The organism is Bradyrhizobium sp. USDA 4472 (assembly GCF_054058595.1).
Genome location: NZ_JBSSAM010000001.1, coordinates 5,029,563 through 5,051,787, shown reverse-complemented (window position 1 = coordinate 5,051,787; position 22,225 = coordinate 5,029,563). Strand labels below are relative to the sequence as shown.

Annotated in this window: 18 protein-coding genes and 1 pseudogene; 15 read left to right on the top strand and 4 right to left on the bottom strand. The window is 63.6% G+C overall.

The window, feature by feature from the left end; all coding sequences use genetic code 11:
- Window positions 1–42: 42 nt before the first annotated feature.
- Window positions 43–1,326: an ABC transporter substrate-binding protein gene (locus ACVWZ4_RS23495; RefSeq protein WP_456704634.1), complete on the top strand. Its 1,284-nt coding sequence runs from the start codon at window positions 43–45 to the stop codon at window positions 1,324–1,326.
- A 142-nt stretch (window positions 1,327–1,468) separates the two neighbouring features.
- On the top strand, window positions 1,469–2,308 hold the full coding sequence (locus ACVWZ4_RS23490) for an ABC transporter ATP-binding protein (protein ID WP_456704635.1): 840 nt from the start codon (window positions 1,469–1,471) through the stop codon (window positions 2,306–2,308).
- 65 nt (window positions 2,309–2,373) lie between these two features.
- On the opposite strand, the gene ACVWZ4_RS23485 is transcribed toward ACVWZ4_RS23490, so the two are convergent.
- Window positions 2,374–3,525: an AGE family epimerase/isomerase gene (locus tag ACVWZ4_RS23485; protein WP_456704636.1), complete on the bottom strand. Its 1,152-nt coding sequence runs from the start codon at window positions 3,523–3,525 to the stop codon at window positions 2,374–2,376.
- A gap of 86 nt (window positions 3,526–3,611) precedes the next feature.
- On the opposite strand from ACVWZ4_RS23485, the gene ACVWZ4_RS23480 reads away from it, so the two are divergent.
- Window positions 3,612–4,835 (top strand): phenylacetate--CoA ligase family protein, encoded by a 1,224-nt coding sequence (locus ACVWZ4_RS23480; protein WP_456790372.1) that lies wholly within the window; start codon window positions 3,612–3,614, stop codon window positions 4,833–4,835.
- A gap of 2 nt (window positions 4,836–4,837) precedes the next feature.
- On the opposite strand, the gene ACVWZ4_RS23475 is transcribed toward ACVWZ4_RS23480, so the two are convergent.
- A complete protein-coding gene (locus ACVWZ4_RS23475; protein WP_456738720.1) occupies window positions 4,838–6,475 on the bottom strand; it encodes a carbamoyltransferase family protein in 1,638 nt (545 codons plus the stop codon).
- Between the two features lie 147 nt (window positions 6,476–6,622).
- On the opposite strand from ACVWZ4_RS23475, the pseudogene ACVWZ4_RS23470 reads away from it, so the two are divergent.
- The 12 genes and pseudogenes from ACVWZ4_RS23470 to ACVWZ4_RS23415 all read left to right on the top strand — a co-directional run.
- Window positions 6,623–6,919 (top strand): annotated as a pseudogene (locus tag ACVWZ4_RS23470) (phenylacetate--CoA ligase family protein); the annotation flags it as partial.
- Between the two features lie 190 nt (window positions 6,920–7,109).
- Window positions 7,110–8,429, top strand: a complete 1,320-nt coding sequence (locus tag ACVWZ4_RS23465; protein WP_456790371.1) for an MBOAT family O-acyltransferase — start codon at window positions 7,110–7,112, stop codon at window positions 8,427–8,429.
- A gap of 3 nt (window positions 8,430–8,432) precedes the next feature.
- Complete coding sequence (locus tag ACVWZ4_RS23460) at window positions 8,433–9,407, top strand: hypothetical protein (RefSeq protein ID WP_456790370.1); 975 nt, start codon at window positions 8,433–8,435, stop codon at window positions 9,405–9,407.
- A gap of 141 nt (window positions 9,408–9,548) precedes the next feature.
- Window positions 9,549–10,931 carry a GHMP family kinase ATP-binding protein gene (locus ACVWZ4_RS23455; RefSeq protein ID WP_456790369.1) on the top strand — a complete coding sequence of 461 codons (1,383 nt, stop codon included), beginning with the start codon at window positions 9,549–9,551 and terminating at the stop codon, window positions 10,929–10,931.
- 13 nt (window positions 10,932–10,944) lie between these two features.
- Window positions 10,945–12,864, top strand: coding sequence for an N-acetylneuraminate synthase family protein (locus ACVWZ4_RS23450; RefSeq protein WP_456790368.1), 1,920 nt, complete (start codon window positions 10,945–10,947; stop codon window positions 12,862–12,864).
- Window positions 12,864–13,553, top strand: a complete 690-nt coding sequence (locus ACVWZ4_RS23445; RefSeq protein WP_456738727.1) for an acylneuraminate cytidylyltransferase family protein — start codon at window positions 12,864–12,866, stop codon at window positions 13,551–13,553. Before ACVWZ4_RS23450 ends, ACVWZ4_RS23445 begins: the two co-directional genes overlap by 1 nt.
- Window positions 13,546–14,310: an SDR family oxidoreductase gene (locus ACVWZ4_RS23440; protein WP_456790367.1), complete on the top strand. Its 765-nt coding sequence runs from the start codon at window positions 13,546–13,548 to the stop codon at window positions 14,308–14,310. The genes ACVWZ4_RS23445 and ACVWZ4_RS23440 overlap by 8 nt, the downstream gene beginning before the upstream one ends.
- Window positions 14,307–15,155 carry a sugar phosphate isomerase/epimerase family protein gene (locus ACVWZ4_RS23435; protein WP_456738729.1) on the top strand — a complete coding sequence of 283 codons (849 nt, stop codon included), beginning with the start codon at window positions 14,307–14,309 and terminating at the stop codon, window positions 15,153–15,155. The genes ACVWZ4_RS23440 and ACVWZ4_RS23435 overlap by 4 nt, the downstream gene beginning before the upstream one ends.
- Window positions 15,152–15,913, top strand: a complete 762-nt coding sequence (locus tag ACVWZ4_RS23430; protein WP_456770129.1) for an SDR family NAD(P)-dependent oxidoreductase — start codon at window positions 15,152–15,154, stop codon at window positions 15,911–15,913. The genes ACVWZ4_RS23435 and ACVWZ4_RS23430 overlap by 4 nt, the downstream gene beginning before the upstream one ends.
- A 13-nt stretch (window positions 15,914–15,926) precedes the next feature.
- On the top strand, window positions 15,927–16,766 hold the full coding sequence (locus ACVWZ4_RS23425; protein ID WP_456738731.1) for an SDR family oxidoreductase: 840 nt from the start codon (window positions 15,927–15,929) through the stop codon (window positions 16,764–16,766).
- Complete coding sequence (locus ACVWZ4_RS23420) at window positions 16,760–18,493, top strand: hypothetical protein (protein ID WP_456738732.1); 1,734 nt, start codon at window positions 16,760–16,762, stop codon at window positions 18,491–18,493. The genes ACVWZ4_RS23425 and ACVWZ4_RS23420 overlap by 7 nt, the downstream gene beginning before the upstream one ends.
- A 120-nt stretch (window positions 18,494–18,613) precedes the next feature.
- On the top strand, window positions 18,614–19,948 hold the full coding sequence (locus ACVWZ4_RS23415) for a hypothetical protein (RefSeq protein WP_456790366.1): 1,335 nt from the start codon (window positions 18,614–18,616) through the stop codon (window positions 19,946–19,948).
- Between the two features lie 105 nt (window positions 19,949–20,053).
- Here ACVWZ4_RS23415 and ACVWZ4_RS23410 read toward each other — a convergent pair whose 3' ends face one another.
- Entirely contained in the window at window positions 20,054–20,986 is a 933-nt protein-coding gene (locus ACVWZ4_RS23410) for a hypothetical protein (RefSeq protein ID WP_456790365.1), read from the bottom strand.
- Complete coding sequence (locus ACVWZ4_RS23405) at window positions 20,979–22,220, bottom strand: class I SAM-dependent methyltransferase (protein ID WP_456738735.1); 1,242 nt, start codon at window positions 22,218–22,220, stop codon at window positions 20,979–20,981. The genes ACVWZ4_RS23410 and ACVWZ4_RS23405 overlap by 8 nt, the downstream gene beginning before the upstream one ends.
- Window positions 22,221–22,225 lie beyond the last annotated feature (5 nt).

Genomic DNA, 22,225 nt, shown 5'->3' with positions numbered 1-22,225 from the left:
CGGGCAACGCTCTAACCAACGAATAACAGGAGGAGGCAACCAATGAAGACGAAATCCCTTTTGAGCACCGCATCGCTCGCCCTGGTGATCGCGGCTTTTTCGGCCAGCGCGCAGGCGCAGATCGCGATCGGCCATCTCGCCGATTATTCCGGCGGCACCTCCGACGTCGGTACGCCCTATGGCCAGGCGGTCGCCGACACCTTTGCCTGGGTCAACAAGAACGGCGGCGTCGGCGGCAAGCAGCTCACCGTCGACACCAACGATTACGGCTACCAGGTGCCGAAGGCGATCGCGCTCTACAAGAAGTGGTCGGCACCGGACAGCAAGGTCGCCGCGATCATGGGCTGGGGCACCGCGGACACCGAAGCGCTGACCGGCTTCCTCGCCCAGGACAAGATTCCAGACCTCTCCGGCTCCTACGCCGCCGCTCTCACCGATCCCGAAGGCACCAGCGGCAAGGCCAAGCCCGCTCCTTACAATTTCTTCTACGGCCCGAGCTATTCGGATTCGCTCCGCGCGATGCTGATCTGGGCGGCCGAGGACTGGAAGGCCAAGGGCAAATCAGGCAAGCCGAAATTCGTGCACATGGGCGCCAATCACCCCTACCCGAACGCGCCGAAGGCCGCCGGAGAAGCCATGGCGCAGGAGCTCGGCTTCGAGGTGCTGCCGCCGCTGGTGTTCGCGCTGGCGCCGGGTGACTACAGCGCACAGTGCCTGAGCTTGAAATCCTCGGGCGCCAACTACGCCTATCTCGGCAACACTGCGGCCTCCAACATCTCGGTGATGAAGGCCTGCAAGACCGCCGGCGTCGAGATCCAGTTCCTCGGCAATGTCTGGGGCATGGACGAGAACGCCGCCAAGACTGCCGGAGATGCCGCCAATGGCGTGATCTTCCCGCTGCGCACCGCGGTGAGCTGGGGCGGCGATGCGCCCGGCATGAAGACGGTGATGGAGATCTCCAAGATGTCCGACCCGTCAGGCAAGGTTTATCGTCCTGTCCATTACATCGCCGCCGTCTGCTCGGCGCTGTACATGAAAGAGGCGCTCGACTGGGCTGCCAAGAACGGCGGCGCCACCGGCGAGAACGTCGCGAAGGGCTTTTACCAGAAGAAGGACTGGGTCCCGGCAGGCATGGAAGGCGTCTGCAATCCCTCGACCTGGACCGACAAGGACCATCGCGGCACGCTGAAGGTCGATCTCTATCGCACCAGCATCACAGGCGCGACCGACGGCGATCTCAACGACCTCATGGCCAAGGGCACGATCAAGCTCGAGAAGGTCAAGACCGTCGAGCTGCCGCGCAAGGCAGAGCTGCTGGGCTGGTGAGCGCAGCTTTCACCACACCCACAACTGTGATCCCCCGCGAAGGCGGGGGATCCAGTACGCCGCGGCCCTCGGGGAACGTCAGGCGTCTCTGGAATACCGGGTCGCCCGGTCAAGCCGGGCGACGACAGCGGAGTAGTTAAGCATGACCGAAACCGCAGAAGCCGCTCGTCCCTCCCCAAGTGTCGTCCCGGCGCCGCCCCTCCTTGCCGTGCGCAACATCGAGGTCGTCTATGACGACGTCATCCTGGTGCTGCGCGGTCTCAGCCTCGACGTGCCCAAGGGCGCGATCGTGGCGCTGCTGGGCGCCAACGGTGCCGGCAAGTCGACGACGCTGAAGGCGATCTCGGGGCTCCTCAAGACCGAGGACGGCGAGGTCACGCGCGGCGAGATCCTGTTCGAGGGCGAGCCGATCGCCGGAATCGATCCCGACAAGATCGTCCGCCGCGGCATCTTCCAGGTGATGGAGGGTCGGCGCATCGTCGCCGACATGACGTCGCTGGAAAACCTCAAGCTCGGCGCTTTCACCCGTAGCGATCGCGCGATCGACGCCGATCTCGACATGGTCTTCAACTATTTCCCGCGCCTGAAGGAGCGCACGGGCCTCGCCGGCTATCTCTCGGGTGGCGAGCAACAAATGCTCGCGATCGGTCGCGCACTGATGGCGCGTCCGAAGATGATCCTGATGGACGAGCCGTCGATGGGCCTGTCGCCGCTGCTGGTGAAAGAGGTGTTCGCGATCATCCAGAAGATCAACCGCGAGCTCGGCGTCACCATCCTGCTGGTCGAGCAGAACGCGCGCGCCGCGCTGTCGGTGGCGAGCCACGGCTACATCATGGAGCAGGGCAAGGTCGTGCTCGACGGCACCGCCGACGAGCTGCGCGACAACGAGGACGTCAAGGAATTCTATCTCGGCGGCGCCGGCGACCAGCGCAAGAGTTTCAAGAACCTCAAGAGTTTCAAGCGGCGCAAAAGGTGGCTTTAACAAAGCGTTTTCAAGCGAAGCGGGAACCGGTTCGCGTGAAGAAAACGCGTCAAAACACAAGCGTCTTATTCAAGCACCTGCTCCGCTTCCGCGACCGCGCAGAGAACATGATAGAACGACGACGCAGGAATGGTGTCGATCAGCGATGTGCCGTCGCTGTCGAACTGGTCGTACCAGCCGCCTCGCACGGGATGGCTGAGGTAATGCCGTTCGAGCCGCACCAGCGCCGCACGCGCTTCCTCAGCCGCACCTGCCTCGCCGGACTCGGCCTGCGCCATCCAGGCCTTCGCGATCTCGGTCTGCGGCCACAGCCGGCGCGTCGAGCGGCGGATGTTGCCGGCGTCGTCGCCCTCGTCGACGAGACAGCCGGTGGCCGCGTCGCGATAGCGCTGCGCGGTCGCGAGCAGCTCGGCGCGCCGCTGGGCGGTCGGACAGCCCGTGATGCGTTCAAATCCCTTCAGCAGCCAGACCCATTCCGCCTGATGGCCGGCCTCGACGCTGACAGGCTCGATTTTGGACCAGTCCTCCTCGAAATATTCCCCGAGCGCACATGTCCGCTTGTCGTAGAGATTGGCGAGGAACAGCGCGAAAAACTCGCCGGCTCTGTTCTGGAACGACAAATCGTGGGTCGCGTCGAAACACGCGATCATCGCCTCGAACAAATGCATCTGCGGGTTCTGCCGGCGCGGCAGCGACAGCGGCAGGCCTTCATGGACGCCCCCATGGGGCGAGCGCAGATGGCCGTCGAGAAAGGCGAGCAGCGCATCGATCTCGGCGCGAATTTGCGCGTCCTGGTCGAGCGAGTAGACCGTGGCGAGCGCAAACAGGATGAACGCATGGTCGTACGCATCGCGCCGCGCATCCAGCACCGAGCCATCAGGCGTCAGCCGGTGCACATAGCCGGGCTTGCCGTCCGGCGCTTTCGCTTTGGCCAGCATGTGCTCGAGCCCCTTCAGCGCAATGGCGCGACCTTGCGGATACCAGCCCATCTGCGCCGCCTTGGCGTAGCAATAGATTTGCCGCGCCTGCACGAACACGCGCCGGGGCGCAGCCACGTCGGCCGTACCGTCGCGGTGCAGCCGGTCGATGAAGCCGCCTGTCGCCTGGTCCCAGCCGACGGTCGACCACAGCGGGATCGCATCCTCGATCATGCGGCGCTTCAGGCGCGCGACGACGCCCGCCGTCTCGTCCGCTGGAATGATGCTTTCGTCCGCCATCGCGTCCTCTCCACGCCCTGCCAAAGGCCGTCTGATACCCATGCAGGGGGCGGCGCGCAACGGATGCCAACCCGGAAAGACCCGCCATGACCGCTTATTACGACGCCCTCGAGACGCGCGATCATGCGGCGCGCGAGGCCGACCTGTTCGCCCGCCTGCCGGACGTGCTGCGCGGCGCCATGGCCGCGCCGGCCCATGTCGAGCGGCTCAAGGGCATCGATCCCGCCTCGGTGACCTCGAGGGCCGCGCTGGCGGCCCTGCCGGTGCTGCACAAGTCGGAACTGCCCGCCCTGCACAAGGCCTCCCAGCCCTTCGGCGGCTTGGTGGCGGCGGCGCCGGGGTCGTTCGCCCGGCTATTCACTTCGCCGGGGCCGATCTTCGAGCCGGAGGGACGGCAGGCCGATCCCTGGCGCGGCGCACGGGCGCTGTTCGCGGCCGGGTTCCGCACCGAGGACATCGTGCTCAACACCTTCAGCTACCACCTGACGCCCGGCGGGTTCATTTTTGACTCGTCGGCACGCGCGCTCGGCTGCGCCGTGATCCCTGCCGGTCCGGGCAATACCGAGCAGCAATTCGAGCTGATCGAGGCCTATCGTCCGGTCGGCTACAGCGGCACGCCCGACTTCCTGAAGATCCTGCTCGACGCCGCGACGACCGCGGGCCGCGACGTTTCCTCGATCAAGCGGGCACTGGTCTCGGGCGCGGCGTTCCCGCCCTCGCTCCAGGCCGAGATCAAGGCGCGGGGCATCGACGCCTACCAGGCCTTCGGCACCGCCGATCTCGGCCTTATCGCGTTTGAGACCGCGGCGCGCGACGGCATGGTCGTGAACGAGGACCTGATCATGGAGATCGTCAAGCCCGGCACCGGTGATCCCGTGACGCCGGGCGACGTCGGCGAGATCGTGGTGACCTCGCTCGATCCGCACCATCCCTGGATCCGCCTGGCGCTAGGCGACCTCACCGCAGAGCTAGCGGGCCCAAGCAAATGCGGCCGGACCAATATGCGCATCAAGGGCTGGATGGGCCGCGCCGACCAGACCACCAAGGTCAAGGGCATGTTCATCCGCCCCGAGCAAGTGGCCGAGATTGGCAAGCGCCATCCCGCGCTCGGGCGGCTGCGGCTCGTCGTCGTCCGCCAGGGCGAGGCCGACGCGATGACGCTGAAGGCGGAATGCGCCGAGGCAAGCGATGCTCTGCGGGAGGACATTGCCGCCACCTTGCGCGCGGTGACGAAGCTCGGCGGCGGCGTCGAGCTGGTCAGCCCGGGCGCGCTGCCGAACGACGGCAAGGTGATCGCAGACGAGCGCTGACCTCAGGCCGCTTTCGAGAGCCGGTAATTGCCGAGATAGAGCACGTCCAGCCCCGAGCAGAAATAGGTGTGGAGCGCCTCCAGCGGCGCGTTCACGGTCGGCTGCTCGTTGATGTTGAGGCTGGTGTTGATCAGGACCGGCAGCGAGGTCGCCTTCGCGAACTCGCCGATGAGGCGGCTGTAAAGCGGATTGCTGTCCGCATGGACGCTCTGGATGCGCGCGGTGTTGTCGACATGGACGACCGCCGGCATCGTGTCGGCCACCTTTTCGTTGACCGGGAACGTCACCACCATGAAGGGCGCATCGAACGTATCCTCGAAATACTCGGCCTGGCGCTCGTACAGCACCGACGGACAGAACGGGCGGAATTCCTCGCGATATTTGATCGTGAGGTTGATCCGGTCCTTCATGCTGGCCTGACGCGGATCGGCCAGGATCGAGCGGTTGCCGAGCGCGCGCGGTCCGTACTCCATCCGCCCCTGGAACCAGCCCACCGTCTTCTGTTCGGCGAGATCGGTGACGCAGCGCGCCACGGGGTCGTCGAGCAGCTCGAAGCGCGCACCGATCTTGTCGAGCGTCTCGCGGATCGTGTCGTTGGAGTATTCCGGTCCCCAATAGGCGTGGGACAGCGGCGAGATCGCGTGGCCTGCCTCCGCGCATTTCATCATCGCGGCTCCCAGCGCCACGCCGGCATCGTGCGGCACGGGCGGAACGTAGAGGCGCTTCACGGACGGCTCCGCCGCGATCTCCATGTTCATCTTGCAGTTCAGCCCGACGCCACCGGCGATGCAGACATCGCCGCAACCGGTTTCGGCGATCGCGGAACGGATCACTTCGGTAGCGACGATCTCGAGCTGCTTCTGGCCGCTCGCCGCGATGTTGGTCATGCGCTGGTCGAGCGGCGCTCCGCGCAGGCGACGCGGCCCCAGGACCTCCTCCATCTTCTCGGTGAAGATGCGTTCCTGCCGCGTCGAGAAATCGCTCGTGAAAATCTCCGCGTCGCGCCGGCGCTTGTCGAGCTCGGGATCGAGCTCGTAATTGATGCCGGCCGGGCGCAACAGCCTGGCGAACTTGTCGAGATATTCGGGGCTGCCATACGAGGACAGGCCCATGACCTTGTACTCGTCATTGGTCATCTGATAGCCGAGATACTGGGTCAGCATCCCGTAATAGAGTCCGAGGCTGTTATTGCGGCCGAAACGCGTCAATACGCGAAAGTCGTTGCCGCGCGCATGGGCGACGAGGCCCGAGCTGGAATCGCCGGAGAAGTCGAAGCAGGCAACGGTCGCCTCGGAAAAACCGGAGCCGTAGAACGAGCTCGCGGCGTGACAGAGGTGATGATCGTAGAGTTCGATCCTGGGGCTGTGGCCAAACTGGTATCTGAAATATTCGGTGAGGCGCTGCGCGTAATTCGTGTAGGTCTTCAGCGGCGAGCAGATCCAGTCGACCTCGCGCATGGTGATGCCGGCCTGCTTCAGGCAGAATCCGATCGCGCCGCGCGGCAGCTCGCCGCGCGCATGCTTGGCCAGCGTGAAGCGCTCCTCCTCGGCCGCAGCGATCAGCTCACCGTCGCGCAACAGGATAGCCGCGCCGTCGTGGTGGCCGTGCTTGATGCCAGAGCTGATCCCGATCACATACATTCGTGCATACCTCCGGGGAGGCCTTCTAAAGGAACTGAGGGCAATGTAAATCGTGCAATCAAACGGGATTCCGCCTGCGGACCGGCATTCCGGCCGGCCAATCGAGGCGATTTCGCGACGCGGCGTTCCCGCGCGCCGGGCGTCTCCCGTCCCAACATGCGTATCGAGGGCTGGAGGGTCGCGCCGACCAGACTACCAAGGTCAATGGCATGTTCGTCCGCCCCGGGCAGATCGCCGAGATCGGCAAGCGCCATCCCGCGCTCGGGCGCCTGCGCCTCGTCATCCCCCGCGAGCACGAGATGGTTGCGATGACGTTGATCGCCAACGGCGGGATTGGACGCGGCGTTCCGCGAGGAGATCGCCGCCACGTTGCGCGCGGTGATGAAGCTTGGTGGCAATGTCGAGCTGGTGAGCCCGGGCGCGCTGCCGAACGACGGCAGATGATAGCCGACGAATGCTAACACAGCGCTTGTTTTGCTTCAATGCTACGGGAGGTTGATCTTCCGTCTCGCCTCCCGTATTTTGTGGCCGACACGGGCAATTGCTGATGCTGTTCAATTCTTCGAATTTTCTTTTCGCCTTTTTTCCCATCGTCTTCCTGGTCTTCTTCGCACTTGGCAGGATCGGGCGCGGAATGGCATCGGCCTTTCTGTTCGTCGCTTCCCTGGTGTTTTACGGCTGGGACGATCCTGCTTTCCTGATCCCGCTCATCTCGGCATCGATCGTCTTCAACTACGTCATGGGCCGGAGGATTTCAGCGATGCACAACCGATCGATCCTCGCACTCGGTATCGCGATCGACCTCGGCCTGCTGGCCTACTTCAAATATGCCAATTTCATTGCCGGGAATTTCGCGTTTCTGGGTGCTCTCTCGCTCCACGTTACACTTCCGATCGGCATCTCTTTCTTCACTTTCACGCAGATCGCGTTCTTGGTGGACTGCTATCGCGACGAAGCCGAAGAATATAATCCGATCCACTACGGGCTGTTCGTCTCGTACTTTCCGCATTTGATCGCAGGCCCGATCCTGCATCACAAGGAGATGATGCCGCAATTCGCGAGGGCGCAAACTTACGCGCTCAATACCACCACGCTGCTGACCGGCCTGTGCTGGTTCGCGGCCGGCCTGTTCAAGAAAGTCGTCCTCGCCGACGGTATCGAGCCTCATGCCAGCGCCGTATTCGGCGCCGTCGACCAGGGGCAGACGCTCGCCTTCGGACAAGCATGGCTCGGCGCGCTCGCCTACACGCTGCAACTTTATTTCGACTTCTCCGGCTATTCCGACATGGCGATTGGCCTCGCCCTGATGCTCGGCATCGTCTTCCCGCCGAATTTCATGAGCCCCTACAAGGCGCGATCGCTGATCGATTTCTGGCGGCGCTGGCACATGACCCTCTCGCGTTTCCTGCGCGATTATCTCTACATCGCGCTGGGCGGAAACCGGCATGGCCCCCTTCGCCGCTATCTCAACCTCTTTGTCACCATGCTGCTCGGCGGTCTTTGGCACGGCGCAGCCTGGACCTTCGTCGCATGGGGCGCGCTTCATGGCCTCGGCCTGCTGGTCAATCACGCCTGGCGCTCGACACGAATTCAGCTTCCCGCTCTGCTTTCTTGGGCGCTGACGCTGATGTTCGTCATTCTCGCCTGGGTGCCGTTTCGCGCCTCGAACCTCGCCTCAGCGACCGCCCTCTGGAAAGCGATGCTCGGTCTTGGCGGCGGTGAGACGGCCGCAAGCCCGCTCGGCTGGGCCTGGGTCATGGCACTTGCGGCGATCGCGCTCCTGCTTCCCAACACGATCGAGATTTTCACGCCCAAGGGCTATCTCGTTGCCGACGAGCAGCAGCTTTGGAAGCCATCACTGCGCTGGTCCGCGCTCGGCGGCGTCGCCTTCGGTGCGAGCCTCGCCGCCATTCTCGGCGGCCAGCCGACCGCCTTCTTGTATTTCCGCTTCTGACCCATGCGCAATCTCGTCCTCATCACGGTTTTTGTCGCGACCGCCGCAATCTCCACCGCGATTTTTCCGCTCGTCTATTGGTTTCCCAAAGCACTTTCGTGCAGGACCAACGCCGATCCCTCAGCCTTCCTCACCTACTGCAACAGCAACGACTACGGCGACTACGAACACGGCGCGTTCTATTGGAATCTCGAACCCGAGGCGACGAAGTCGCTCCGCAATGCCAAAATCCTGTTCCTCGGCAACAGCCGTTTGCAGTTCGGCTTCTCGACCGGAGCCACCCGACGCTATTTCGAGCAGAAGCGCCTGCCGTACTACCTCGCAGGCTTCACTTATTACGAGAACATGGTGTTCATCCAACGGCTGATGGAGGAGTACGACCTGAATCCGGACATCGTCGTCATCAATTCCGACGCAACATTCTTCAGCGAGAAATTGCTGTCGACACCGGCCGAGATGTTCGGCTCCAAGAGAAAATCACTGTACTGGACAACGCTGTACGCGTATCTGCTCAAGGCTACCTTCACCCGCGTGGTGAGACCTATCTGTGCGACACTTGCCTTCGCATGCACCGAGAAGCTCCAGACGCTGTGGCGCCGGCGCGACACGGGCGACTGGCTTTGGCAGGGCACGTTTGCCGAGTTGAACAAGTCTATTCCAATAGACCCCGCCACCCGTCCGCCCGCCCCCGACGAGGCAACACTGCTGGAATTCGAGAAGGCTGCGGACATCTTGCTGCGCGGGCTTCGGTTGCCGCGTCACTGCATCATTCTCACCGCCGTTCCCAACAGCATATTGACGGATGAGCCCATCGCCGATCGCATCGGCAAGCAGTTCCAGCTGCCGGTGATCGTGCCACATCTCGATCACCTTGCGACCCTCGACGAGAGCCATCTGAACGCGGCGAGCGCCGAACGATGGTCCGAGGCCTTTCTGCGCGACGCCACGCCCGCATTCGATCGTTGCCTCCGGAAGTGACCTGGGATCGCCGCAGACCGGCCGAATGACGGGGTCCGGTGGGACCTGGAACCTTGCATCGCACCGACTGCTACCGTATTAGCTGGGGCCTGCGCCATTGATCGCGGCCCATGCAATCAGCCTTCTTCCGGACCCAAAAGCGTGCTTGAGCGAACAATCGTCACCATCGCCGAGACCGAGACGATTGAGGAAGCCTTCCGGCGCCTCAATGCCAATATGCTCGGCATCCTCTTTGCGCAGGATGCCGGCGGGCGGATCGTCGGCGCGGTGACAGATGGCGACATCCGTAGGCGGATGTTGACCGGCATCACCATCCACGACAGCGTCGCAGCGTGCGTCAATCGCAAGTTCGTGTGGGCGCGCGCCGGCGGACCGCGCGAGCAAATTCTCAAGCTGCTCGATCAGCGTGTTCACGTCGTGCCCATCCTCGACGGCGAGGGACGGCTGGTCGACGTTTTCAGCCGCGAGCTGTTCAACCTCTCGGAAGAGAGCGAGGTGTTTGCGCGCGGCCGCTCTCCGGTGCGGATCAGCTTCTCCGGCGGCGGCACCGACCTGACGCATTACTTCGTGGAGAACGACGGCGGCGCAGTCATCAACGCCACGATCAAGATGTACGCCCATGCAACGCTCAGGCGACGCAGCGACCCCCGGATCCGAATCTACTCGCACGACTTCCGCTGCACGGTCGAGGCAAGCAGTCTCGCAGAGCTCGGCGCGGGCGGCGATCTCGCCTTGATCAGATCGGTGATCCGCCTGATCAAGCCCACTTACGGATTCGAGCTCGAGGTCTCCGCCGACTTCCCGGTCGGCTCCGGGCTCGGCGGCTCGGCCGTGGTGTCCTCGGCCATCATCGGTTGCTTCAACGAATTCCGCGGCGATCAGTGGGACCGCCACGAGATCGCGGAGATGGCATTCCAGGCCGAGCGGCTGATGCTCAATATCCCCGGCGGCTGGCAGGATCAATATGCCACCGTGTTCGGCGGCTTCAATCACATGGAGTTCTCGTCAGACCAGAACACCATCGTGCCGCTGCGCCTCGACCCCAACATCATCGCCGAGCTCGAGGAGAGCCTGGTGCTCTGCTATACCGGCTCGGGTCATGACTCCGGCGCGATCCACCGCGACCAGAAGGCACAACACGAAACCTCAGATGCAGTCGCCGCCGCCGCCAAGCAGAAGGAGGTGACACGCGAGATTCGCAAGCACCTTCTGCGCGGCCGGCTGCTCGAATGCGGCCGACTGATCGACGAGGCCTGGCACGCCAAGCGCAAGCTGAGCTCCAAGATCTCCTCGAGCGAGCTCGACCATATCTATGACTTCGCCAAGTCGCACGGCGCGGTCGGCGGAAAACTGCTGGGCGCCGGCGGCGGCGGCTATTTTCTGTTTTTCGTGCGGCCGTTCGAGCGCTACCCGCTGATCTCCGCGCTGGAGCAGAAGGGCCTGCGCTGTGCCCGCATCATGTTCGAGGAGAACGGCCTCAGGACCTGGAAATCGCGCTTCCCGGCCCAGCCGGCCGACGAGTGAGAAGAGATTATCGATGACTTCGTCCCATAAGATCGCCCCGATCCGCATCGGCAACCGCCTTCTGGGGGACGGCCAGCCCTGCTACGTGATCGCCGAGGTCGGCAACAACCACAATGGCGACTTCGATCGCGCGATCGCGCTGGTCGATGCAGCGATCGCGGCCGGCGCGGATTGCGCCAAATTCCAGATGCGCAAACTCGACGAGGTCTACCGCGCCTCCTCGCTCTCCGGAAAGGACGACGACCTTGCCGTCGAGTACACGCTCGACCTGCTGCGCCGTTTCGAGCTTACGACCGAGCAGCAGAAAAGGATCGCCGATTATTGCGCCTCGAAGGGCATCGAATATCTCTGCACGCCCTGGGACGCCAAAAGCGTCGCGGTGCTCGAGGGTTTTGGCGTGACCGCCTACAAAGTCGCCTCCGCCGACCTCACCAACCTTCCTCTGCTCGCCAAGCTCGCCGCGACGGGCAAGACATTGATCGTCTCGACCGGCATGAGCACGACCGAGGAAATCAAGACCGCTGCGAAATTCCTCGACGAGCGCAACGGCAACTACGTGCTCCTGCATTGCCAGAGCACCTATCCGGCCGCGCTTCACAACATCCACCTGCGTTTCATGGAAACGCTTCGGGAGATCCACCCGCTCGTCGGCTATTCCGGCCATGAGCGCGGCACCGCGGTGTCGACGGCGGCCGTCGCCCTCGGCGCCGCCGTGATCGAGCGCCACATCACGCTCGACCGCGAGATGGAAGGCCCCGACCATGCCGCGAGCCTGGAGCCGGAGGAATTCAAGGCGCTCGTCACCGGCATCCGCGAGGTCGAGGCGGCGCGCGGCGAGAAGCTTGCCGAGCGCGCGCTCAGCCAGGGCGAGCTCATCAATCGCGAGAACCTGGCCAAGAGCCTGGTCGCCGCACGCGACATCGAAGCCGGCACGGTCATTTCCGACGACGACATTGCGGTCAAGAGTCCGGGCCAGGGCCTCTCGCCGCTGAAAATGCCGGCGCTGATCGGCAGAACCCTCAAGCGCAGGATGGCGGTCGACGACTACTTCTTCCAGAGCGACCTCGACGCGGGTGCCGCCAAGGCCCGGCGCTATCGCTTCGACCGCCCCTGGGGCGTGCCGGTGCGCTATCACGACGCCGAGCGCTTCCTGGAAATCTGCGAGCCTGACATCGTCGAGTTCCATCTCAGCTACAGCGACATGGAGCGCGATCCCGGCGCCTATCTCTCCGGCACCTACGATCTCGGCTTCGTCGTGCACGCGCCGGAACTGTTCGCCGGCTCCAAGCTGATGGACCTTGCAACGCCGGACGAGGCGCTGCGCCGCTATTCGTTGGAGCAGACCCAGGCCGTGATCGACATCACCCGGGGCCTGAAGAAATTCTTCCCCAAGACAAAGCGTCCGCCGATCGTCGCCAATATCGGCGGCTTCACCATGGACGAGCCGTTGCCGCCGGACGAGAAGGCCGAACGCTATCGCATTTTCGCGCAAAGCCTGAAGGAACTCGACATGGACGGTGTCGAGCTGACGCCGCAGACCATGGCACCGTTCCCCTGGCATTTCGGCGGTCAGCGCCACCAGAACATCTTCATTTTCCCTGAGGAATCCGCAGCCTTCTGCGCCAGCCATGATTTGCGGATGTGCGTCGACATCTCGCACACGAAACTTGCGGCCAACCATTTCGGCTTCGATTTCGCGCAAGGCCTCGCCCAGCTCGGCCCCCACACCGCGCATCTGCACTTCGGCGACGCCAAGGGACTGGACGGCGAAGGCCTCCAGGTCGGCGAAGGCGAGATCGACTTCGACGAGATCGGACAGGTGCTGCGCAAGCACGCCCCCACAGCATCCTTCATTCCCGAGATCTGGCAGGGCCACAAGAACATGGGCGAGGGCTTCTGGACTGCGCTCGAACGTCTCGAGGGACACATCTGATGGCGCGCAAGACGCTGGCCGTGATCGCCGCACGCGGCGGCTCCAAGGGCATCCCGCACAAGAACCTGCTCGATCTCTGCGGCAAGCCGCTGATCGCCTGGACCGTCGAACAGGCGCGCGCGGCGCGTGGCGTCGACGTGGTGGCGGTGTCCTCCGACAGCGACAGGATTCTGCAAGCGGCCGAAGCTGCCGGCGCAGTCGGCGTGCGGCGTCCGGACGACATTTCGGGAGACCTCGCCTCCTCCGAATCCGCCTGGCTGAACGCGCTCGATGCCATCGACGGGAAGATGGGCCGGTTCGAACGCATCGTCGCGCTGCAGGCGACCTCGCCGATCCGCGAGCCAAGTGACATCGAACAGGCGCTCGACACGTTCGATCGCGATCATCTCGACAGCCTGCTCTCCGTTTGCGAGGTGGAGGACTATTTCAACTGGCGCATCGGCCAAAGCGGTCCGGAGCCGATCAACTACGACTATCGCAACCGCCGCATGCGGCAGCAGATCGAGAAGCGCTACCTCGAGAACGGCTCGTTCTACGTCCTCGTCCCTTCACTCCTGCGCGAGCAGAGCAATCGCCTCGGCGGCAAGATCGGCTTTCACCTGATGGAGCGTCACAAGATGTTCCAGATCGACCGCCCCGAGGACGTCAAGCTCTGTGCCGCCATCATGCGCAGTTACGGCTATGCCTGATCTCGGCGCCTTCTCTCTCGCGGATAAGATCGCCGTCGTGACCGGCGCCTCGCGCGGCATTGGCGCTGCGATCGCTGACGGCCTGAAGAATGCCGGCGCGACCGTGTTCGGCCTCAGCCGCTCGGGAACCGCGCCGCAGGGCGTAAGGGCCATCGCCTGCGATCTCTCCGACGATGCCGCAATCACGCGTGCATTCGCCGTGATCGCCGGAGAAGCCGGGCGAATCGACGCGCTGGTCAACGCAGCCGGCGTCAGCCTCCCGGCCCAAAGCGCTGACGGCGAGCTCGCGCGCTTCCGCGCCACGATCTCGACCGACCTCACCGGCGTCTACGCCACCATCCTCGCCGCCTATCCGCTGCTGAAGAACGCGAGCGCGGCTGCCATCATCAACGTCACCAGCATCAACTCGACCCGCGGCTTTCCCGGCAATCCCGGGTACGTCGCAGCGAAGGCGGGCCTCGCGGGCCTGACGCGCGCGCTCGCCGGCGACTACGCGCCCGAGGGCATCCGCGTCAACGCGCTGGCGCCGGGCTATGTCGCGACCGAGATGACCGCGAAAAGTTTTGCCGATCCCGTCATGCACGAGGAGCGGCGCCGACACACCATGCTCGGCCGCTGGGGACAGCCGGCCGACATGGTCGGAGCCGCCATCTTCCTGGCGTCGGAGGCCTCTGCCTATGTGACCGGCCAGGAGATCTTCGTCGATGGCGGCTGGACGACCAAGGGCCTCGCCATCAGCTCGGATAGCAAATCGTGACCTCAACGCTGCAACGCATCGGCTTCATGCAGGGACGCCTGTCGGCTCTCGTCGACGGCAGGATTCAGGCCTTCCCCTGGACCGAATGGCGCGAGGAATTCCCCCGCGCGAAAGCGCTCGGCCTGACACGGATGGAATGGACCATCGATCAGGACCGGCTGCGGGAGAATCCGCTCGCGACTGAAGCCGGCCAGAGCGAGATCGCAATCCTGGCGCGCGAGAACGGCCTGCGCATTCCAAGCCTGACTGGCGATTGCTTCATGCAGGCGCCGTTCTGGAAGGTCGAGGGCGCCGTGCGCGACGCGCTGGTCGACGATCTCGATCTCCTGGTCGCGGCCTGCAGCCGGATCGGCATCGAATTCGTCGTGATCCCGCTGGTCGACAACGGCAAGATCGAACGCGAGAGCGAGAGCGATACGCTCAAGCAAGTGCTGATCGCGCGCCGCGACCAGCTGGCAAAGCGGAACGTCAAGATCGTGTTTGAATCCGACCTGCCGCCGCGCGAACTTGCCCGCTTCATGGAGGCCTTTCCGGCCGAAGTATTCGGCATCAATTACGACAGCGGCAACAGCGCTTCGCTCGGCTATGACAGCGCCGAGGAGATCGCGGCCTACGCGCCGCGGATCCTCAACGTGCACATCAAGGATCGTATTCGCGGCGGCACCACGGTGCCGCTCGGCACCGGCAATGCGGATCTCGCCAAGACGATCCGGCTGATCGAGCAGTCCGGCTACAAGGGGCAGTACATCCTGCAAACCGCGCGCGCCGCGGACGGTGACCATTCCGGCGCGCTGGCCAAATACCGCGACATGACGGCGGGCTGGATCGAGGACGCCGCGCGATGAAGCTCGAGCTCGACGACCGCGTGGCCCTCGTCACCGGCGCGAGCCGCGGCATTGGTCTTGCCATTGCCGCTGGCCTCGCCGCGGAGGGCGCCAGGGTCGCGCTCGCGGCACGCGGCGCCGACGCCCTGAACGCGGCGGGTGCCGCGGTCGGCGCGCACAATTCGGTTCACGTCGCCGACGTCACCGATCCGACCGCCGCCGCCGCGCTGGTGCAGGACGTCCAAAAGCAGTGGGGACGCCTCGATATTCTCGTTTGCAATGTCGGCAGCGGTGCATCCGTGCCGCCCGGCAAGGAGACCGCGCCGGAATGGTCGCGGGTCATGGACCTGAACTTCTTCGCCACCACCAACATGATCGAGGCCGCACGACCGCTGATGGCGCGCGGTAGCGGCGACCGCGCCATCGTCTGCATCTCCTCGATTGCGGGCATGGCCGCACTCGGTGCGCCGGTGACCTATTATGCCGCGAAGGCTGCCCTGAACGCGACGGTCCGCGGGCTGGCACGGCCGCTGGCCCAGGAGGGGATCCGTATCAATGCCGTAGCCCCAGGGAATATCCTGAGTTCCGACGGCACCTGGGCGCGCAAGATCGCAGAAAACAAGCAGGCGGTCGACGACATGCTTCAGCGCGAGGTGGCGCTACGGCGGCTCGGCAAGCCGGAAGAGATCGCCGACCTCGTTGCTTTCCTCGTTTCGCCGCGCGCAGCCTTCATCACCGGCAGCGTGATGGTGGCAGATGGCGGACAGCTCAGAAGTTGAACAGGAGCTTTGGATGCCAAACCCCTCTTCCCGCTATGACCTGACCGGACGCACCGCGCTTGTGACCGGAGCAGGCGGCCTGTTGGGCAAGCAGCATGTTGCGGCTCTCGCCGAAGCCGGCGCGCGCGTGGTCGTGACCGATGTCGGCCTGGCACAATCAGAGTCGGCCGTGGCGGCGCTGAAGCAATCCACGCCTGCGGCAGACCTGATTGCACTCGAGATCAACGTCACCTCGCCCGACTCCGTGCGCGCGGCGAGCGAGCAGCTTGCCGCCCGCGGCATCACAATCGACATCCTCGTCAACAATGCCGCCATCGATCCGAAAGTGACGTCCGCGCCAGGCGTGATGCACTCCTCGCGTTTCGAGGCCTTTCCGGTGCCGCAATGGCAGACCGAGATCGCCGTCGGCCTCACCGGTGCGATGCTGTGCGCCCAGGTGTTCGGCGGCGCAATGGCGGCACGGCGCCACGGCGTGATTCTCAACATCGCATCCGACCTCGGCGTGATCGCACCGGATCAGCGCATCTACCGGCAACCGAATGTCGCGCGCGAGGAGGAGCAGCCGGTGAAGCCGGTGACCTATTCAGTAATCAAACACGGCCTGATCGGATTAACGAAATATCTGGCGACCTACTGGGCCGACCATGGCGTGCGCGTCAACGCGATCTCGCCGGGCGGCGTCTTCAACAACCAGGATCCAGCCTTCGTCGAGCGGCTGACGCGCTTGATCCCGATGGGACGCATGGCCGACGTCGAGGAATATCGTGCCGCCGTCCAGTTCCTGTGCTCGGATGCATCGAGCTATATGACGGGACAGAACCTGGTCATGGATGGCGGCAGGAGCGTGTGGTAGAAGCCGCCGCGTCCGACTACCCGCGAGCGCCGAAAGCCAGCGTGACTGACCCCATGAGCATGAAAGCTGCAGATTATGACGTCAAATACCAGGCTTTGCTGGTCCTTGCCGTCCTTGCCGCCTGGGGACCGATCATCCTGATCAACCAGGCGCTCTGGGATGATTGGGTCCTGCTGGCGTATTCCGAACTCGGCTCGTTCTGGGAGTTCTTCAAGCAGATGGGGCGCCGGGAGCAGTTTGTGTTGGCTGCCCCCTTTGCGGACCTGGCACAACCGCGCGTCTGGATCATCGCAGCGATGGTACTGTGGTGCGCCATGCCGCCATTGATATACAACATCATCAGACGGGTCACCCAATGGTCGGCAGCAAGTGCATTCTGGGCTGCGCTATTGACCGCCCTCGCGCCGCTCAACCAGGCCCGCTTCATTCTGTCGACCATCCCATACACGTTCTCGAGCCTCTTCTTCGCGCTGGGACTCTTACTTTTGCTGCGCGATCTGAACCGCTCCTCGATCCCGCAACGAGTCGGGACCGTCATTCTTCTGACGATGGCCTTTTCGACCAACTCGTTTCTTGTGCTGGCATGGGTTGCCCCTGCGATCGTCGCACTCGCCGCCTGGCGGGAAACGAAGCATTCCTCTCCTCTTGATCAGCGCATCAGCGCGATGTTGTGGGGCGTGGCCAACAGGGGCGAACTCCTCTTGCTGCCCCTTGTCTATTGGCCGGCAAAGCAGCTGCTCGAGCCGACGAGCGGTCTCTACGCGAACTACAACAAGTTCAGGATGAGCATTCCGGCCGCGCTCAAGCAAACAGCCGTCGCCTTCATCGACCAGTTCAGGGATGCCGGCACGCTTCTGCCCACGCGGGGCGACCTGCCGGAGCTTGTCGTCGCGGCTGCAATGGCAATCACGGCCTTCGCCGCATTGGCGTGGCTCTGGCGGCTCCCCCTGGCGACAAAGGGCGATCATCTGGACAGGCCGCGCTGGCTCGTCACGGCCGTGACGCTCGCCGCCGCAGGAGCGCTCATCATCGGCGCGCTATTCCCCTACGTGATGGTCGGTCAGCCGCCTCGCTTTACCGGATTGTGGGAAACGCGCCACCAGACGACGCTGTTGATGGTGAGCGGATTCGTCATCGTTGCAGTATTGCGGTTGATCGTGCCCCCGCGGTACTTGTGGCGGGCAGCCGCGGCAATCGCGGCGGTGTTTCTGCTGCTCGACTTGTCCTTCACGCAGCGGCTGCTCGCGGACGCGCGCGAGACCCACATGCTGCTCGAAGAGTTCGCGCAGAATCCCTCGCCCCCGGGGACGATGATGCTGGTCATGGAGGCGGACAGGAAGTACCGCGCGTTCGGCCGCTTCTTCCCGTTCTACGAACTTTCCTTCCTGGTCAACGGAGGAAAGAGCGGCCCGAACCTTGCGATCTCGAACCGGGAAGTTCTTGATCCCGCGACGAACGACTATGCCAAATCCGCCGTTCCACCCGTGATCACCGCCCTCGCCGCACTTTGCGAGAGCCACCGCGCCGATCCGCAATACGGGTTCGGCGGCTTCACCTCAAACGGCCAGATCGAAACGGCAAGACTGGTTGCCGTCGGAGAGCCGCCGGGCTTTTTTCGGAGCATCGGCCAGTGGCTTGGCGCATCGGGCGACGGTGCCATTCGAGTGGAGCGAGAGACTGCGCCGATCGGGGGTGTCTGTCGGGCGCCATGCTGCAGCAATCAATGATGGCGGCGTCGCCGCAGCCGAAAACAAATCGACCGCACCGATCACCTTTGGTAATGCAGTGGCGCCCCCCGCTGCCGATGCCGCATCCCGAGGATACCTCCATGCCCTTAGGTCGAAACAATGAGTGAAAAGACCGTGGATGAGAGGATCGAGCTGCAAGGCTGGACTGGGCGGATCGAACCTCGCGCAGCCCTGCTCACGGTCATGGCGATCGGAACCGTCTTGCTCGCCGGGTTGCTCTTTTACGTCATGCTCAAGCAGCCCTTCGAGCCGAACGACGATCTCATTTGGTTCACCAAGCTGCGAAAGCAGAGTTTTTGGGAACTCCCGCTTTCGCCCGCCTGGATCCTGCAGAGTCCCTTCTACCGGCCGGTGGCGGAAATCTGTCTGAAGAGTCTGTACCTTCTGTTCGGCATGGACCTCGCACCCTATCGTTGGGTGCAATTCGCCGCGTTTCTCTTGCTGATGTGGCTCGGCTTTGTCGTTGTTCGGCAACTTCGCCTGCCCTGGGAATCTTCCCTCCTGCTGGTAACCTTTACGCTTGGATCTCCCTTCCTGCCCGGCTCCCTCATTTGGATCAGCGAGCTGCCGCACGTCATCATCTTGATCTGCTTTGCGGCCGCCCTGACCACGATTTTGTCCGAGCAGTCCATCAACACCAAGCTCGTGCTCTGCGGGCTGGCCTTTGCGGTTGCAGTGCTATCGAAAGAGAACGGTCTCGCACTCGCGATCTTCTATCTCTATTTCCTGCGCACCGCGCCGATCAGGGCGGCGCTTGTGTTTGGCGGCATCACGGCGGGCTATCTGCTCTTGCGCGCCCTCGTGCTCGGCCCATCCATCGGGGCCGGCGGGGTCAACGAGTCGGTCGGATACTTCTTCGACTATCTGACTCACGAGCAGCGAATGAGCCTGTTTCCCGGGCATGCCATCTACAGGCTCTACGTCTATAATGTGATTGCGCAGCTCGCGGCGCTGCTGTTTCGCGCAACCCAATGGGGCATCATCATCTCGCATGTGACCTATCACCTGCTGTTGCATGGCGCATCAACTGTCCTGATCGCCATCGGACTGGCTATGCGGATCAAAAGACGGGATGTTCCGGTGTGGCTGGTGATCTTGGTGCTTACGATTGTCGGCGGTACGTTGTTTTCATACTCTTACGCGCGTGACCGTCACCTTGCGCTTCCCGCGTTGGCTTACGGTATCCTCCTGGTCGTTTCTTGTTGCGAACTCGGGCAGTCGATGCGGTCACGCCTGGCGACGACATCCATCATTTTCGGGCTGTGGCTGGCGTGGTCGTATGAGGCCTACAGGTCCGCCATCCTGCTTCCCGCCTCTTCGCTCGAGGTCGTGGAGAAAAGCTATCGACCTTATCCCGAGGTCCAGAATCCAAGGGTGGACGGCGACATCTGGATGGCCGCGCGCCGGCAGGCGCTGGAGCTGGCACCTCAATAGCCCAGAAACCTGAAGCGCGATGAAATTGGGATCGTCATCCCGCTTTAGGTCTTTGTTCGAGCATGATTTTTCGGAAAACCGCTTCACACTTTTCCGGATCATGCTCTAGCGGCGCCGCGACTGCTCCTCCACACGCGTCCAGAGCCGAACAATGGCGCGCTGACGCTGCGTGTAGCCGCCGTCCGCCTTATCCAGTGATCGGCATAGCCGGTTCAGCACTTCGACGCGCGGGTCGCGGACGTGCACGGTCGTTTGCTGCACCGAGGAGAATGGATCGGCCTGCTCTGCGATGATCCTGTCGCCGTCAGCACTCTGTCGCGCGTTGATCCTGAAGCGCGTTTCCCCCGCGCGGGTGTCGATCTTCAGCAAGAAGGGGCTCACAGCCTGTCCGGTGAAAGTCGCTTCCCAGGCAACCGTCTCGGCGTCCGAGGGGCCGGACAGTGCTGACTCCGCTACCTCATCGTACCCACACTCGGCCAAGAGCGCGATCAGGTGGATGCCGTAGAAGCGAAGTGCGCCGCCACCGCTGGCGTCGAACCGCTTCCAATTGTCGAGATTGGCCCGGTAATGGTGCGCAAGGAACATCCAGTCGAGAGAAATGCCGTCGACACCTGAAGCGAGGGCTACGCGGAGCCGCTCTGCCCAGGGCAGGAACCGGAAAGTGTAACCGACACGGTAGCGCTTCCCGGCCTTCTCCAACTCGTCGAGCAGGGAGGCGGCGTGCTGTGGCGTGGGCGCGACCGGCTTTTCCAGGATCAGGTCGCGGATATCAGTCATACGGGCGAGCCGCGGAATCCAGTCGGCCTGGTCGGCCGGGCGGAGCGCAACCACTGCGCCGTTGGCTTGCGCCAGCGCCTGCTCCGTGGTTGCGCACCACGCGACCTGCGACATGTACTGAACCAGCTCCGGCCGCCCACCGACGGTAGATTGATAGCGCTCAGGCAACGCCACCCTCATCCCGCACTCGATGAGCGCGGGCAAATATCCATACATCCCGAAACCCGATCCGAGGATCGTGAATACGGGCGCCTCAGCCATGGAAGTCGTCGGAGCTGAGAACGTCGATCACCGGACCCTTGTATCCGTTGTCGGAGAGATATTGCCGGATCTCGCGCGAGATGTGCCAGGCGAGATTGAGCAGCGGCTTGCCCTGGTCGCCACGCGCGAACAACTCGTCGTCCGACACGATCGGAATGCGGGTGCCCGGTACATAGTGGCCGATCTTGATCGAGCCGGGCTTTTCGTGGACCGCGACGATCTCCTTTTCGGTCAGGCCGAGCAGCTTCACCAGAATGGCCGCTCTGCCCGGAAAGGCTTTTGCGCGGATCGGACCATGCGCTGCAAAGATCTTCTTCAGCTCCTCGCCCTTGTGCGCCTTCCAGAGCTCGACGTCGCGCGCGAGCCGAGCGAACTCGGTCTGGAAGCTGTTTTCGCGTGCCACCACGTCGGCCGCGGCCGTATCGCTCTTCGCAGCGCGGCCCAGGATGACGCGGATGTTGCCGCCATAGCGCGCCGGAAATTCGACATTGTCGATCTCGAGGCCGAGAGACTTCGCGATGAAGCTGAACGATTTGTAGGAATAGGTGCGCGGATGCTCGTGATAGAAAGTGTCGAACTGATGCCGGTCCAGCACCGCGCCCAGATAGTGGTTCTCGATCACGATGACCGTGTTGGGTCCCAGCAGCGCCTTCAGCGCTCCCAGCACGCCCTTCAGGTCCTCGATATGCGCGAACACGTTGGTGAAGGTGATGATGTCGGGCGTGCCGACGCCGCGAAGGATCTCGGCTGCGGTCTCGGTGCTGAGATAGTTCTGCACCACGAAATGGCCCTTGGCCGCGGCATCCTGGGCCGCGCCGGTCGGCTCGATGCCGGCCGTCTTCGCGCCGGCCTCTCGGAAGAAGTCGAGCAGGCTGCCGTCATTGCAGCCGATGTCCAGCACAACCTTGCCCGCCAGTGAGCCCATCTGCTCGGCACATGTCGCGACGAGACTCTTCATGCCGGAGAGCACGTCGGCGGTGAAGCGCGAGCGGTAGTGATAATCCCTGGGGAAGAGATCTTCCTTCGGAACCTGGAAGCGCTGGTGCCCAGTGGCGCAGGTCGGACAGAAATCGATCAAAATCGGATATTCCTGACACTGGCGCGAATCACCGACCTTCACCAGATCGTCGCACAGCGGGTGCAGGCCGAGGTCGAGCACCGGCACGAGCTTGTCGTTGCCACAGACTTCGCAGCCCTTGATCTCAGTGATCGGTCTCGTCGACGTGGTCGCCATTGTAT

What these genes read in the sequence shown, in the direction of transcription:
- ACVWZ4_RS23495 (WP_456704634.1), top strand. Translation starts at nt 43, where the DNA reads ATGAAGACGAAATCCCTTTTGAGCACCGCATCGCTCGCCCTGGTGATC.
- ACVWZ4_RS23440 (WP_456790367.1), top strand. Translation starts at nt 13,546, where the DNA reads ATGCCTGATCTCGGCGCCTTCTCTCTCGCGGATAAGATCGCCGTCGTG.
- ACVWZ4_RS23430 (WP_456770129.1), top strand. Translation starts at nt 15,152, where the DNA reads ATGAAGCTCGAGCTCGACGACCGCGTGGCCCTCGTCACCGGCGCGAGC.
- ACVWZ4_RS23415 (WP_456790366.1), top strand. Translation starts at nt 18,614, where the DNA reads ATGAGTGAAAAGACCGTGGATGAGAGGATCGAGCTGCAAGGCTGGACT.
- ACVWZ4_RS23410 (WP_456790365.1), bottom strand. Translation starts at nt 20,986, where the DNA reads ATGGCTGAGGCGCCCGTATTCACGATCCTCGGATCGGGTTTCGGGATG.
- ACVWZ4_RS23480 (WP_456790372.1), top strand. Translation starts at nt 3,612, where the DNA reads ATGACCGCTTATTACGACGCCCTCGAGACGCGCGATCATGCGGCGCGC.
- ACVWZ4_RS23450 (WP_456790368.1), top strand. Translation starts at nt 10,945, where the DNA reads ATGACTTCGTCCCATAAGATCGCCCCGATCCGCATCGGCAACCGCCTT.
- ACVWZ4_RS23465 (WP_456790371.1), top strand. Translation starts at nt 7,110, where the DNA reads ATGGCATCGGCCTTTCTGTTCGTCGCTTCCCTGGTGTTTTACGGCTGG.
- ACVWZ4_RS23405 (WP_456738735.1), bottom strand. Translation starts at nt 22,220, where the DNA reads ATGGCGACCACGTCGACGAGACCGATCACTGAGATCAAGGGCTGCGAA.
- ACVWZ4_RS23490 (WP_456704635.1), top strand. Translation starts at nt 1,469, where the DNA reads ATGACCGAAACCGCAGAAGCCGCTCGTCCCTCCCCAAGTGTCGTCCCG.
- ACVWZ4_RS23425 (WP_456738731.1), top strand. Translation starts at nt 15,927, where the DNA reads ATGCCAAACCCCTCTTCCCGCTATGACCTGACCGGACGCACCGCGCTT.
- ACVWZ4_RS23475 (WP_456738720.1), bottom strand. Translation starts at nt 6,475, where the DNA reads ATGTATGTGATCGGGATCAGCTCTGGCATCAAGCACGGCCACCACGAC.
- ACVWZ4_RS23460 (WP_456790370.1), top strand. Translation starts at nt 8,433, where the DNA reads ATGCGCAATCTCGTCCTCATCACGGTTTTTGTCGCGACCGCCGCAATC.
- ACVWZ4_RS23485 (WP_456704636.1), bottom strand. Translation starts at nt 3,525, where the DNA reads ATGGCGGACGAAAGCATCATTCCAGCGGACGAGACGGCGGGCGTCGTC.
- ACVWZ4_RS23445 (WP_456738727.1), top strand. Translation starts at nt 12,864, where the DNA reads ATGGCGCGCAAGACGCTGGCCGTGATCGCCGCACGCGGCGGCTCCAAG.